General features: G+C 72.9%; 14 protein-coding genes. 12 read left to right on the top strand and 2 right to left on the bottom strand.

Annotated features, from left to right (window positions below; genetic code table 11):
• The first annotated feature begins 106 nt into the window (after nt 1–106).
• From ACZ56U_RS18590 to ACZ56U_RS18605, 4 genes are all read left to right on the top strand, one after another.
• On the top strand, nt 107–1534 hold the full coding sequence (locus ACZ56U_RS18590; protein ID WP_469085079.1) for an amidase: 1428 nt from the start codon (nt 107–109) through the stop codon (nt 1532–1534).
• Between the two features lie 26 nt (nt 1535–1560).
• On the top strand, nt 1561–1779 hold the full coding sequence (locus tag ACZ56U_RS18595; protein ID WP_391238756.1) for a hypothetical protein: 219 nt from the start codon (nt 1561–1563) through the stop codon (nt 1777–1779).
• Nucleotides 1780–1912: 133 nt separating this feature from the next.
• Entirely contained in the window at nt 1913–3394 is a 1482-nt protein-coding gene (locus ACZ56U_RS18600) for an SPFH domain-containing protein (RefSeq protein ID WP_469085080.1), read from the top strand.
• A 43-nt stretch (nt 3395–3437) separates the two neighbouring features.
• Nucleotides 3438–3884, top strand: a complete 447-nt coding sequence (locus ACZ56U_RS18605; RefSeq protein ID WP_469085081.1) for a type II toxin-antitoxin system PemK/MazF family toxin — start codon at nt 3438–3440, stop codon at nt 3882–3884.
• 6 nt (nt 3885–3890) lie between these two features.
• Here the strand turns inward: ACZ56U_RS18605 and ACZ56U_RS18610 are convergent, their stop codons facing one another.
• The gene (locus ACZ56U_RS18610) at nt 3891–4700 is read right to left on the bottom strand and encodes a TIGR02452 family protein (RefSeq protein ID WP_469085082.1); all 810 of its coding nucleotides are present in this window, start codon (nt 4698–4700) and stop codon (nt 3891–3893) included.
• 277 nt (nt 4701–4977) lie between these two features.
• Here ACZ56U_RS18610 and egtA point away from each other — a divergent pair, with 277 nt between their 5' ends.
• From egtA to ACZ56U_RS18635, 5 genes are read left to right on the top strand one after another with little or no spacing between them, the layout of a single operon-like run.
• Nucleotides 4978–6267: an ergothioneine biosynthesis glutamate--cysteine ligase EgtA gene (gene egtA, locus ACZ56U_RS18615; protein WP_469085083.1), complete on the top strand. Its 1290-nt coding sequence runs from the start codon at nt 4978–4980 to the stop codon at nt 6265–6267.
• Nucleotides 6264–7574, top strand: a complete 1311-nt coding sequence (egtB, locus tag ACZ56U_RS18620) for an ergothioneine biosynthesis protein EgtB (RefSeq protein WP_469085084.1) — start codon at nt 6264–6266, stop codon at nt 7572–7574. The genes egtA and egtB overlap by 4 nt, the downstream gene beginning before the upstream one ends.
• The gene (egtC, locus tag ACZ56U_RS18625) at nt 7574–8350 is read left to right on the top strand and encodes an ergothioneine biosynthesis protein EgtC (RefSeq protein ID WP_469085085.1); all 777 of its coding nucleotides are present in this window, start codon (nt 7574–7576) and stop codon (nt 8348–8350) included. The genes egtB and egtC overlap by 1 nt, the downstream gene beginning before the upstream one ends.
• Nucleotides 8347–9309: an L-histidine N(alpha)-methyltransferase gene (gene egtD, locus ACZ56U_RS18630; RefSeq protein ID WP_469085086.1), complete on the top strand. Its 963-nt coding sequence runs from the start codon at nt 8347–8349 to the stop codon at nt 9307–9309. Before egtC ends, egtD begins: the two co-directional genes overlap by 4 nt.
• Nucleotides 9310–9352: 43 nt before the next feature.
• A complete protein-coding gene (locus ACZ56U_RS18635; protein WP_469085087.1) occupies nt 9353–9568 on the top strand; it encodes a dodecin in 216 nt (71 codons plus the stop codon).
• Between the two features lie 134 nt (nt 9569–9702).
• On the opposite strand, the gene ACZ56U_RS18640 is transcribed toward ACZ56U_RS18635, so the two are convergent.
• Nucleotides 9703–10194: a phosphatase domain-containing protein gene (locus ACZ56U_RS18640; RefSeq protein WP_469085088.1), complete on the bottom strand. Its 492-nt coding sequence runs from the start codon at nt 10192–10194 to the stop codon at nt 9703–9705.
• Nucleotides 10195–10381: 187 nt separating this feature from the next.
• On the opposite strand from ACZ56U_RS18640, the gene rpmF reads away from it, so the two are divergent.
• From rpmF to ACZ56U_RS18655, 3 genes are read left to right on the top strand one after another with little or no spacing between them, the layout of a single operon-like run.
• Complete coding sequence (gene rpmF, locus ACZ56U_RS18645) at nt 10382–10552, top strand: 50S ribosomal protein L32 (protein WP_353691126.1); 171 nt, start codon at nt 10382–10384, stop codon at nt 10550–10552.
• 6 nt (nt 10553–10558) lie between these two features.
• On the top strand, nt 10559–11770 hold the full coding sequence (locus ACZ56U_RS18650; RefSeq protein ID WP_469085089.1) for a GTP-binding protein: 1212 nt from the start codon (nt 10559–10561) through the stop codon (nt 11768–11770).
• Nucleotides 11771–11819: 49 nt separating this feature from the next.
• On the top strand, nt 11820–12818 hold the full coding sequence (locus tag ACZ56U_RS18655; RefSeq protein ID WP_469085090.1) for an LLM class flavin-dependent oxidoreductase: 999 nt from the start codon (nt 11820–11822) through the stop codon (nt 12816–12818).
• Nucleotides 12819–12822: the final 4 nt, after the last annotated feature.

The following is a 12822-nucleotide window of genomic DNA, read 5'->3' on the forward strand; positions in this document are numbered from 1 at the left end:
TTCGAGGCGTTCCGGGCAACCGCTTCCCGAGGTTACCGTTCGGTAGACAACGCGCTCCCGGAGACGACTGGATACGACCGGCAACAACCGGAGACGAGGAGTTCCCATGGCGCTCGATCGTGCCGCAGGCCTCGCGGAGTCCGCCCGCGCGCTGGCCGCCGGGGAGGTGACGTCCCGGGCCCTCGTGGAACGGGCACTGGCACGGATCGACGCGACCCAGCCCACCCTCAACGCCTTCCGGATCGTCCGCGCCGAGGCGGCGCTCGCCGAGGCCGACGCGGCCGACGAGCGACTGGCCGCCGGGGCGCGCGCCCCGCTGCTCGGGGTGCCGGTCGCCGTCAAGGACGACATGGACGTGGCAGGGGAACCCACCGCGTTCGGCTGCCAGGGCGAGTTCCCGGCGGTGGCCGAGGACGGGGAAGCGGTACGGCGGTTGCGCGCGGCCGGGGCCGTCGTCGTCGGCAAGACCAACACCTGCGAGTTCGGGCAGTGGCCGTTCACCGAGGGACCCGCCTTCGGCGCGACCCGCAACCCCTGGAGCACGGAGCACACCCCCGGCGGCTCCTCGGGAGGCTCGGCGGCCGCCGTCGCCGCCGGGCTGGTCCCGGCCGCGCTCGGCTCCGACGGCGCCGGATCGGTGCGCATCCCCGCCTCCTGGACCCATCTCGTCGGCATCAAGCCGCAGCGCGGCCGCGTCTCCACCTGGCCGCGCGGCGAGTCCTTCCACGGCATCACCGTCAACGGCACCCTGGCCCGCACGGTCGCCGACGCGGCCCTCCTGCTGGACGCGGCGAGCGGCAACCACGCCCTCGACCCGCACCGGCCGCCCGCCGTGAACGCCGTCGACGCCGTCGGGCGCGACCCCGGCCGGCTGCGCATCGCGCTCGCCCTCAAACCGCCGTTCACCGCGGTGCCCGCCCGCCTGCAACCGGCGGTACGGACTAAGGTCGTCGAACTCGCCGAGAAACTGGCCGCGTTGGGGCACACCGTCGAGGAGGCGGACCCGCCCTACGGGCAGATCGGGCTCACCTTCGTCCCGCGCGCGACGGCCGGCATCGCGGAACGGGTCGGCGAGGCGCCCTTCCCTGCCCTGCTCGACCGGCGCACCCGGGACGCCGCCCGGCTCGGACGCCTGCTCGGCGGGGCGCCACTGCGGGCGGCACGGCGCGCGGAGGCGGTCCTGCACGGCCGTATCGGAGCCTTCTTCACCTCGTACGACGTGGTCCTCGCCCCCACCACGGCCGCGCCCCCACCCCGGATCGGCGCCTTGCTCGGCCTCGGGGGGTTCGCCACCGACCGGGCCATGATCGCGGCCTGTCCCTACGCCTGGCCGTGGAACGTGCTGGGCTGGCCGGGTGTCAACGTGCCCGCCGGTCTGGTCGGCGAAGGGCTCCCCGTCGGCGCGCAGTTGCTCGGCCCGGCCCACAGCGAGCCACTGCTGCTGTCGCTGGCCGCGCAGCTGGAGGCGGAGCTGCGCTGGCACGAGGCGTGGCCGCCGGTGCGGCACAACGCGGCGGACTCCCCGGCCGCGTGACGGTGTTCGCCCCTTACCCTGTGCCCATGGACGATGCGCCGATGGTCGGGCTCATGGGACGGGTCACCGGAACGGTCGGACCCGGGCTCGTCGGCGAGGTGATCGTCCGCGTGCGCGGCGGCGCCGAGCACTTCCTCGCCTACCCGGCCACCGGCACCGACCGCATCGAGCGCGGCACGGTGGTGATGGTGGTGGAGTACCAGGCCCCGAGAACGGTCTACGTCCAGTCCGCGTACGACAGTTGAGCGTGCTCAGCCGCAGGTGAGGGCGTTCCGCGTCAAGGTTGTGACAAGGAACGGCAAGAGCCTGTACCCGGGCCCCGCCGAGGCGCACACTCCCTTCGTTCGGTGCCGAGAGGGCACCATCCAAAGGGGGCGAATGCCGATGGTCGTCGGCGTCGTCGCGGGGATTGCGGTAGCCGCCTTCCTCGCGCTGATCGGTGTGTTCAAGATGATGTGGCGGGTGGCCGAGCCCAACGAGGCGCTCATCATCTCCGGTTCCAAGCACAGGACCGAGGGCCTCGAGGAGGGCATGGGCTTCAGGATCGTCACGGGGCGCGGCACGCTCGTGCTGCCCGGCGTGCAGGCGGTGCGCAAGCTGTCGCTGGACCTCAACGAGACCGAGCTGCACGTGGACTGCGTGACCCACCAGGGCATTCCGCTGAAGGTGCGGGGCGTGGTCATCTTCAAGGTGGGCGACGACTTCGTGTCGATCGCCAACGCGGCACGGCGTTTCCTGGACCAGCAGAAGCTGATGTCGGAGCGGGTGCACAACGTGTTCGCCGGTCATCTGCGGTCCATCGTGGGCGGGTTGACGGTCGAGGACATGATCCGTGACCGGGAGAAGCTGACCGGGCAGACGCGGGCCGCGTGCGGGACGGAGATGGAGAAGCTGGGCCTGATCGTGGACTCGCTGCAGATCCACGAGATCGAGGACCCGACCGGTTACATCCAGAACCTGGCGATGCCGCACGCGGCCGCCGTCCAGCGGGACGCGCGGATCGCCCAGGCGGAGGCGAACCGGCTGGCCACCGAGGCCGAGCAGCAGTCGTTCGCGCGGATGGCCGAGGCCACCCGGGACAGCGAGATCCTCCAGGCCGGCTACCAGGCGGAGCGCGACAAGGCCGCCGCCAAGGCCCAGCAGGCCGGACCGCTCGCCGACGCCGCCGCCCGGCAGGAGGTCGTCGTGCAGATGACCCGGGTCGCCGAACTGGAGGCGCAGCGCACCGAGCAGCAGCTCCAGGCGGATGTACGCAAACCCGCGGACGCGAGGGCGTACGAGAAGCGCACCATCGCCGAGGCCGAGCGCGACGCCCGGATCTCGGCGGCGCAGGCCAAGGCGAAGGAGACGGAACTGGCGGCCGCGGCCGAGGCGACCCGGGTCAAGACGGCCGCGGGCGCCGAGGCCGAGGCGACCACGGCACGCGGCACGGCCATGGCGGCGGCGACCCGGGCCACCGGTGAGGCCGAGGCCGCCGCGGCCCAGGCCAGGGGGCTCGCGCAGGCCGAGGCGACGAAGGCCGAGGGACTCGCCGAGGCGGAGGCCATCAAGGCGCGGGCCGCCGCCCTCGCCGAGAACCAGGAGGCGGTGGTCGCCCAGCAACTCGCCGAGAACTGGCCGGAGATCGTCCGGGCGGGCGCGTCCGCGTTCGGCAACGTCGACAACATGGTGGTCCTCAACGGTGCCGACGGCGTGGCGGACATGTTCGCCAAGGCGCTCACGATGGGCGGCACCGGTCTGGGCCTGGCCCGTCAGCTGCTGGCGTCCATGAACCAGGACGGGCAGACCCCGGCGGGGACTTCGGCCCTCAACGGCAACGCGACACCGCCGGCCCGGAAGGTGCCGGTGGACGACCAGTAGGCCCTGGTCCGACCGTCACGGGGGCAGCCTCTAAGGTGCCCCCGTGACTGCGTCTACCGATGAGAACATTCCCGGCCGCTCGGGCCGCTCCGCCACCACCGAGGCCGACCCCCGCGAGGTGGGCCGGGTGCGCACCGAGTACTCCCCCGCTCACGACGGCGACCCCGACCCCGGTGAGATCGTGTGGACCTGGGTGCCCTACGAGGAGAACGACGGGCGCGGCAAGGACCGGCCCGTGCTGGTCGTCGCCCGGGAGGCCGCCGGTACCTTCCTCGCCGTACAGCTGTCCAGCAGGCGGCACGACGGCGACCGGGAGTGGGTGGCGATCGGCAGTGGGCCCTGGGACCGCACCGGGCGGGACTCCTGGGGCGCCGTCGACCGGATCCTGCGGCTCCACGAGGCCGGCATGCGCCGGGAGGCCTGCGCCCTGGACCGGATGCGGTTCAACCTGGTCAGGCAGCGGCTGCACGAGCGCTACGGCTGGACCTGACAGGTCTCAGCGCTGGAAGGTCTTCTCGAAGGCGGCTCGGATCACGGTCCCGGGCGTGCGGTCCAGCACCCCGAACACCACGTGCTCGAAGGCCGCCGCGAACCGTCCGCCCGGCCCCAGCAGCGCGTGGAACGCGCCCGCCACCTGCGCCGGGTCGTTCTGGAACACCCCGCATCCCCAGGCGCCGAGCACCAGCCGCCGGTAGCCCTCGGCGACGGCCACCTCCAGCACCCGCTCGGCGCGTGTCGCCAGGGCGTGCGGCAGCTCGGCCGCGCGCTCCGGCGCCGTACGCCGGACGACTCCCGCGTTCGGTGCGGCGGACGTGAGGAACCCGGCGTCGTACGGCTCGTCGAGGAGGCGGCCGCGGTCGTCGCGGAAGACGGGCACGGCCGGTGAGTGGATGACCCGGTCGGTGTAGAACGGATCGCGGTGGGTCCGGTGGTGGTCGTAGAACGCCCGGACCTCCCGGACGCAGGCGTAGAGCGCGGAGGCCCGGCACAGGGCCTCCTCCTGGGCCTGGGCGCCGTTGAGGTAGCCGCCGCCCGGATTGCGGGCCGAGGCGAAGTTCAGTACGGCCGGGACGCCCCCGAGCCGTCGCGCGGCCCCCAGGCTGCTCTCGCCGGTGACCTCGACGCACGTGTCCGCGGGCGGGACCTCGGGCACCGGCACGGGCTCCGGCCCGTACATCCGCGTACCGGCCCGCGCGGCCTCGATCCGCGCCGCGAGGGAGACCTCGCGCCCGTCACCCGCGCGGTAGCGCCCCGCCTCGACGATCTGCTCCGTCTGCTGTGCGATACCCCGCAGGCGCGCGCTCATGGCGCCACCCCCGTGGGCGCCTCGACCGCGCGCCGTGCGCGCTCCCCCGTCGTGCTCATGCAGGCATCGTGGGCGATGCTGGTCAGGCGGTGCAACGGAATTTCCGGGCCCCGGGAACACCGGGCCAACGGAGAGGAAACGGAGATCGTCAGCCCTTAATGCGGGGATGTGCACCCTTGTGCGATTCGCTCCGAGGGTTTTGGGTGGGACGAGCGATGCCGGTCCGGCCACCATCATCCGGGCCGGTGGCATGGTGGAATCTCAGGAGGATCCTGGCATGTCCGATTCAGTAACCGACTCCAGCGACTGTACGGAGCCCCGCACCGCTCTGTCCGCCGCCGAGGTGGAGGCCCTGGTCAGGGGCATCTGCTTCAAGACCGGACCGCCCCGCACCGTCGGGGTCGAGGTGGAATGGCTCGTCCACGAGCTGCGCCGGCCGCAGCTCCCCGTCACACCCGAACGACTCGAGGCGGCCTATGCCGCCCTGCGGACCGTGCCCCTGCGCTCGGCGCTCACCGTCGAGCCCGGCGGCCAGCTGGAACTGAGCTCGCCGCCCGCCGCCTCCCTGATGGAGTGCGTGGGCACCGTCTCCGCCGATCTGGACGCCGTCCGCGCGACGCTCGCCGGGCACGGTCTCGGCCTCGTCGGCGTCGGCAACGACCCCTGGCACACGCCCCGCCGGTATCTGCGCGAACCCCGCTACGACGCGATGGAGACCTGTCTCGACCGCACGGGCCCGGCCGGCCGCGCCATGATGTGCACCTCCGCCTCGGTGCAGGTGTCCCTGGACGCCGGCCACGAGGAGCCCGGCCCGCTCGGGCACGGGCGGCGCTGGTGGCTGGCCCACCAGTTGGGCCCGGTCCTGGTCGCGGCGTTCGCCAACTCGCCCCTCGCGGACGGCGAGCCCACCGGCTGGGTCTCCACCCGGCAGCTGCTGTGGATGGAGATCGGCGCCGAGCGGGCCGGCGCTCCCCCGCTCGACGGGGACCCGCGCGCGGCCTGGGCCCACCATGTGCTGGACGCCCCGGTGATGTGCATCCGCCGGGACGACCGCGCCTGGGACGTCCCGGACGGCATGACCTTCCGCGAGTGGACCCGTTCCGCGAGCCCCCGGCCGCCGACCCGCGAGGACCTCGACTACCACCTCACCACGCTGTTCCCGCCGGTCAGACCGCGCGGTCACCTCGAACTGCGCATGATCGACGCCCAGCCCGGCGACGACGGCTGGATCGTGCCGCTCGCCGTGACCACGGCGCTCTTCGACGACGCCGAGGCCGCCGAGACCGCCTACCGCGCGGTGAAGCCGCTGGCCGAGCGGGCGCTGGGGCTGCCCGCGCCGCACAACCCGCTGTGGCTGGACGCGGCCCGCACCGGCCTCGGCGACCCCGAACTGCGGGACGTGGCCGTCGAGTGCTTCACGGCCGCCCTCGACGCCCTGCCCCGGCTCGGCGCGACCGCCGAGGTCACGGGTGCCGTCTCGGCGTACCTGGAGCAGTACGTCCTGAAGGGCCGCTGCCCCGCCGACGATCTGCTGGACCGGCTGCACGGGAAGGACTCGCTCTCATGACCGACGACGCCGAGACGCTCCGCGTCCGGGCGCTGCACACCCTCACCACCGCGCGCGACCGCACGACCCTGCTGACCGACTGCGTGGACGGCCCCGACCTCACCGCCCAGCACTCACCGCTGATGTCCCCGCTGGTGTGGGACCTGGCGCACATCGGCAACCAGGAGGAGATCTGGCTGCTGCGGGGCGTCGCCGGGCGGGAGGCGATGCGTCCCGAGATCGACGGCCTCTACGACGCCTTCGAACACCCGCGCGCGGAGCGGCCGAAGCTGCCGCTGCTGCCGCCGGACGAGGCTCGGCGGTACGCGGCGGAGGTGCGCGGCCGGGTGCTGGACCTGCTGGAGTCCACCGCCTTCCACGGCACGCGGCTCACGGAGGCGGGCTTCGTCTTCGGGATGATCGCCCAGCACGAACAGCAGCACGACGAGACGATGCTGATCACCCATCAGCTCCGCAAGGGCCCCCAGGCTCTCACCGCCCCCGATCCGGAGCCGGCACCGCTGTACACCGGCCCGGCCGAAGTCCTCGTCCCCGGCGGGCCGTTCACGATGGGCACCTCCGACGAGCCCTGGGCGCTGGACAACGAACGCCCGGCACACCGGCGGGAGGTGGCGCCGTTCCACATCGACACGGCTCCGGTCACCAACGAGGCGTACCAGGAGTTCATCGACGACGGTGGCTACCGGGTGCAGCGGTGGTGGACACCGGCGGGCTGGGACCACATCCGCAAGCACGACATCGACGCCCCGCTGTTCTGGCGCCGGGACGGGAACCAGTGGCTGCGCCGGCGCTTCGGGGTCACCGAGGTCGTCCCGCCCGACGAGCCGGTCGTGCACGTGAGCTGGTACGAGGCCGACGCCTACGCCCGCTGGGCCGGGCGGCGGCTGCCCACGGAGGCCGAGTGGGAGAAGGCCGCCCGCCACGACCCCACCACAGGCCGCTCGATGCGCTACCCGTGGGGCGACGCCGACCCGGCGCCCGAGCACGCCAACCTGGGCCAGCGCCATCTGCGCCCGGCCCCGGCGGGCAGCTACCCGGAGGGCGAGTCCCCGCTCGGTGTACGGCAGTTGATCGGCGATGTGTGGGAGTGGACGGCGAGCGACTTCCTGCCCTACCCGGGCTTCGAGGCGTTCCCGTACAAGGAGTACTCGGACGTGTTCTTCGGCCCCGAGTACAAGGTGCTGCGCGGCGGTTCCTTCGCCGTGGACGCGGTGGCCTGCCGGGGCACGTTCCGCAACTGGGACTACCCGATCCGGCGGCAGATCTTCTCCGGCTTCCGCACCGCCCGGTCCGCGGAGGGCGTCTGATGTGCCGTCACCTGGCCTACCTGGGAACCGCCGAACCCCTCGGCGCCCTCCTCGTGGAGCCGCCGCACAGCCTGTACCGGCAGTCGTGGGCACCGCGGCACCAGAAGCACGGCACGGTCAACGCCGATGGTTTCGGGGTCGGTTGGTACGCCGAGGGCGACCCGGTACCGGCCCGCTACCGTCGCGCCGGACCGATCTGGGCGGACCAGTCCTTCGCGGACCTGGCCCGGGTGGTACGGACCGGTGCGCTGCTCGCCGCGGTCCGCGACGCCACCCTGGCGGGCGCGGACGCCGAGGCCGCCGCGGCACCGTTCGCGAGCGGGCCGTGGCTGTTCAGCCACAACGGCGCCGTCAAGGGCTGGCCCGGCTCCCTGGCGCCGCTGACCCGGACCCTGCCCGCCGCGGACCTGCTGGCGATGGAGGCCCGCAACGACTCCGCGTTCGTCTGGGCCCTGGTCCTCGCCCGGCTGCGGGCCGGCGACGAGGTGGGGCAGGCGCTGGCCGACACGGTCCTGGAGGTCGCCGAGGCCGCCCCCGGCTCCCGGCTCAACCTGCTGCTCACCAACGGCGCGTCCATCGCCGCCACCACCTGGGGCGACACCCTGTGGTACCGCACCGGCCCGCACGGCACGGTGGTCGCCTCCGAGCCCTACGACGACGATCCGCGCTGGCGGGAGGTCCCCGACCGCACACTCCTCGCGGCGAGCGGCACGGATGTCCTGCTGACACCTCTCAAGGAACCGTCCATGGAACCACTGAAGGAGCCCCGCCGTTGAGTCCGTTCCTTCTCACCCGCACCCTGCCCGAGGACGCCACGGACGCCGCCCTGCGCGCCGACGTCCTCAAAGGCCTGACCCGCAGCCCGAAGACCCTCCCGCCGAAGTGGTTCTACGACGCCCACGGCAGCGAACTCTTCGACCGGATAACCGAGTTGCCCGAGTACTACCCGACCCGCGCGGAACGGGAGATCCTCGTCGCGCGCGCCGGCGAGATCGCGGCGGCGACCGGAGCCCGCACCCTCGTCGAACTCGGCTCCGGTTCCTCGGAGAAGACGCGCCACCTTATCGACGCGCTCACCGCGCTGCACACCTACGTACCCGTGGACGTCAGCGAGAGCGCCCTCACCCAGGCCGGGCAGGCGCTGGCCGAGGAGCGGCCGGGGCTGGAGATCCACGCCCTGATCGCCGACTTCACGGCCGAGCTCACCCTGCCCGAGACACCGGGGCCCCGACTGGTGGCGTTCCTGGGCGGCACGATCGGCAACCTGCTCCCGGCGGAACGGGCCGAGTTCCTCGCCTCCGTCCGCGCCCTGCTCTCCCCCGGCGACGCCCTGCTGCTCGGCACCGACCTCGTCAAGGACGAGAACGTGCTGGTCCCGGCGTACGACGACGCGGCGGGGGTGACGGCTCAGTTCAACAAGAACGTCCTGACGGTCGTCGACCGCGAGCTGGGCGCCGACTTCGACCCCGGGGCCTTCGACCACGTGGCGCTCTGGGACGCGGAGAACGAGTGGATCGAGATGCGGCTGCGCTCCCGTACCGCGCAGACCGTGAAGATCCCCGCCCTGGACCTCGCCGTGGACTTCGCGGCGGGCGAGGAGCTGCGCACCGAGGTGTCGGCGAAGTTCCGCAAGGAGGGCGTGCGCGCCGAACTGGCCGACTCGGGGCTGGAGTTGTCCCACTGGTGGACGGACGAACAGGGGCGGTTCGCGCTGTCGTTGAGCAGGGTGCGATGACGTACGTCTCGCGCTCCGCCGCCACCTGGGGCACGGTGGACCCATGACGAATCACACCTATCGGGTGACCGAGATCGTGGGCACCTCGCCCGACGGCGTCGACCAGGCGATCCGCAACGGCATCAGCCGGGCCTCGCAGACCCTGAGGAACCTCGACTGGTTCGAGGTGACCCAGGTGCGGGGTCAGATCGAGGACGGACAGGTCCAGCACTGGCAGGTGGGGCTGAAGGTCGGCTTCCGCCTGGACGAGTCGGGCTGACGCTGACGAGCCTGGTCGGCTGAGCGGGCCGCTCAGGTCCGCGCCAGGCTCCTCAGGTTCCTCCCGGGCGCCTCAGTCTCGCCGGGGCGCCTCAGTCCCTCCGGGGCGTCTCAGGTCCGCCCCTCCCGGGCGCCTCAGGTCCGCCCCTCCCGCTCCTGCGCGGTCTCCAGCGTGGCGGAGGGGGCGGTCCAGCGCGCCCGTACGACGGTGAAACCGGCCCGTTCGGCGTCCTCGCAGACGAGTTCGTCGTCGTCCACCAGCACCCGGATCTCGCGGGTGCGGGCGAGGCGGCGGAGGATCTCCAGCTTGGTGCGCCGGGCGGGCCGGCGGTCCTGGTCGCGCCGCATGTGGACGTCCCCCTCGGGCAGCCCCTGTGCGGCGAGCCACTCCCGCGTGTCCCGGCGGCAGCGTTCGGGCCGGCCGGTGAGGTAGACGATCTCGCACTCCTCGGCACTCTCCAGGACCAGGGCGATGCCCTGCGGAAGGGGCGGGTCCTCAGGAGCGGCGGCGAAGAAGCCGTCCCAGTCGCGGGGCTTGCGCTCGAGGAAGCGCTGCCGGTGGGCCGTGTCGGCGAGAGTGTTGTCCAGGTCGAACACGGCGAGCGGGCGTTTTCTGCTGTCGGTCACGCGCCCCACCCTAGAACCCGGCACTCTTCACCGCCGTGGCCGCGCACCGCGCACGGCCTACCGCCCACCGCCCTCGGCCCTCGGCCCTCCGCCCTCCGCCCTCCGCCCTCCGCAATTGTTAATGGGATCCATTTTCATGTAGCGTCCTCGGTGCTCGCTCGCCGTCCCACCGAGGAGGTCCCCTGTCATGGCTGTCCCGAAGCGGAAGATGTCCCGCAGCAACACCCGCCACCGCCGCGCGCAGTGGAAGGCGACCACGCCGTCGCTGGTGCCCGTCACGATCGACGGCGTGCGTCACCTCGTGCCGCAGAACCTGGTGAAGGCCTACGAGCGCGGCCTGCTGCGCCCCGAGGGCTGAACCCGCATGCCGTCCCCGTCCCACGACCTGCCCCCGTCCCACGACCTGCCCCCGTCCCACGACCGGCTCCCGGTCACCGTTCTGTCCGGGTTCCTCGGAGCGGGCAAGACCACGTTGCTCAACCATGTCCTGGCGGGCCGCGAGGGCCTGCGGGTGGCCGTGATCGTCAACGACATGAGCGAGGTCAACATCGACGCCGCGCTGGTGCGGGGCGGCGAGGCCGCGCTGTCGCGGACCGAGGAGCGCCTGGTCGAGATGACCAACGGCTGCATCTGCTGCACCCTCCGCGACGACCTGCTCCAGGAGGTGGACCGGCTGGCCCGTGAGGGCCGCTTCGACCACCTTCTCATCGAGTCCTCCGGCATCTCCGAACCGATGCCGGTGGCGGCCACGTTCGCCTTCGCCCGCGACGACGGGGCCACGCTCGGGGACGTGGCGGCCCTGGACACGATGGTCACGGTCGTGGACGCCGCCAACTTCCTGCCCGAGCTGGACAGCGGCGACGAACTCGCCGAGCGGGGCCTCGCCCCCTTCGAGAACGACGAGCGCACGGTCAGCGATCTGCTCGTCGACCAGGTCGAGTTCGCGGACGTGATCGTGCTCAACAAGCTCGACCTGGTCGACGAGGACGCCGCCGCCCGGCTGCACGCCGCCCTGCGCAGACTCAACCCCGTCGCCCGGATCGTCGAGGCCCGGCACGGCCGGGTCGACCTCCACCAGGTCCTCGGCACCGGCCTGTTCGACCTGGACCGCGCCCAGCAGGCGCCCGGATGGGTCCAGGAACTCAACGGCGAGCATGTTCCCGAGACCGAGGAGTACGGCGTCTCCTCCACCGTCTTCCGCTCCGAACTCCCCTTCCACCCCGCCAGGTTGTGGTCGTTCGTCAGTGACGACATGGACAGCGGCGCCTACGGCCGCATCCTGCGCTCCAAGGGCTTCTTCACCCTGGCCAGCCGCCCGCACGTCACGGGCCTGTGGTCCCAGGCCGGCTCGGTGGCCCGCTTCGAGCCGTCGGCCGCGCGCGACGAAGACGCACCGTACGCGCAGGAACTGGTCTTCATCGGCACGGGGTTGAACGCGGCGGAACTGCACGGGGCCCTCACGGCCTGCCTCCTGTCCCCGGGTGAGAGCGCGCCGTTCCCGGACCCCTTCCCGGCGTGGGACACCTACGGCATCGACGACGCCTGCGAGCACGAACACGCCGTGTCCGCGCGGTGACCCCGGGTGGCGCCGGGAATGCCACGGCTCCCGCGACGTTGCACCTCGTGTGACTTCCCCGCTCGCCACCACCCGTCTCTCCGTCCTCGACCGTTCCCGCACCCGCGAGGGCCACTCGAACGCGGAGGCGCTGCGCGACACCGTGCGGTTCGCGCAGCAGGTGGAGGCGCTCGGGTACCACCGCTTCTGGGTCTCGGAGCACCACGGGGTGCCGGGGGTCGCCGGCTCCGCGCCCACCGTGCTGGCCGCCGCCGTGGCCGCGGCGACGCGGACGATCCGCGTGGGGACGGGGGGCGTGATGCTGCCGAACCACCGCCCGCTGGTCGTGGCGGAACAGTTCGGCGTGCTGGAGTCCCTCTTCCCCGGCCGTATCGACATGGGTCTCGGCCGCTCGGTCGGCTTCACCGACGGCGTCCGCAAGGCGCTCGGCCGGGACAAGGACGACGCCGACGACTTCGCCGCCCAGCTCGACGAGCTGCTCGGCTGGTTCCGCGGCACCTCCCCGACCGGCGTGCACGCCCGGCCTACGGAGGGCCTGACGGTGCCGCCGTTCGTCCTGGCGATGGGCGAGGGCGCCACGATCGCGGCCCAGGCCGGCCTGCCCATGGTCATCGGCGACCTCCGCAACCGCGAGAAGATGCGGCGCGGCATCGACCACTACCGCACCCACTTCCGCCCCTCCCCCTGGGCCGCCGAGCCGTACGTCGTCATCTCCGGCACCGTCGCGGTCGCCGCGACCCCGGACCAGGCCCACCGCCTCCTGATCCCGGAGGCCTGGTCCATGGCCCACTCCCGCACCCACGGCACCTTCCCGCCGCTGCCTCCGGCCGAGCGCGTGGAGGCCCTCCCCCTCACCGCCAGGGAGCGCGGCTTCTACGAGTCCGGCCTCACCGGCCACATCGCGGGCACCGAGGACCAGGTCGCCCACGAGCTGGAGACGGTCCTGAAGGAGACGGGCGCCCAGGAACTCCTGGTCACCACCAGCACGTACGACCGTGACGCGCTGCTGGACTCCTACCGGCGGCTGGCCGCGATCGCCTCCGACTAGAGTT

The sequence above is a fragment of the Streptomyces sp. NPDC034103 genome (genome assembly GCF_055575395.1).

What these genes read in the sequence shown, in the direction of transcription:
- ACZ56U_RS18590 (WP_469085079.1), top strand. Translation starts at nt 107, where the DNA reads ATGGCGCTCGATCGTGCCGCAGGCCTCGCGGAGTCCGCCCGCGCGCTG.
- ACZ56U_RS18595 (WP_391238756.1), top strand. Translation starts at nt 1,561, where the DNA reads ATGGACGATGCGCCGATGGTCGGGCTCATGGGACGGGTCACCGGAACG.
- ACZ56U_RS18600 (WP_469085080.1), top strand. Translation starts at nt 1,913, where the DNA reads ATGCCGATGGTCGTCGGCGTCGTCGCGGGGATTGCGGTAGCCGCCTTC.
- ACZ56U_RS18610 (WP_469085082.1), bottom strand. Translation starts at nt 4,700, where the DNA reads ATGAGCGCGCGCCTGCGGGGTATCGCACAGCAGACGGAGCAGATCGTC.
- egtA (WP_469085083.1), top strand. Translation starts at nt 4,978, where the DNA reads ATGTCCGATTCAGTAACCGACTCCAGCGACTGTACGGAGCCCCGCACC.
- egtB (WP_469085084.1), top strand. Translation starts at nt 6,264, where the DNA reads ATGACCGACGACGCCGAGACGCTCCGCGTCCGGGCGCTGCACACCCTC.
- egtC (WP_469085085.1), top strand. Translation starts at nt 7,574, where the DNA reads ATGTGCCGTCACCTGGCCTACCTGGGAACCGCCGAACCCCTCGGCGCC.
- ACZ56U_RS18635 (WP_469085087.1), top strand. Translation starts at nt 9,353, where the DNA reads ATGACGAATCACACCTATCGGGTGACCGAGATCGTGGGCACCTCGCCC.
- rpmF (WP_353691126.1), top strand. Translation starts at nt 10,382, where the DNA reads ATGGCTGTCCCGAAGCGGAAGATGTCCCGCAGCAACACCCGCCACCGC.
- ACZ56U_RS18650 (WP_469085089.1), top strand. Translation starts at nt 10,559, where the DNA reads ATGCCGTCCCCGTCCCACGACCTGCCCCCGTCCCACGACCTGCCCCCG.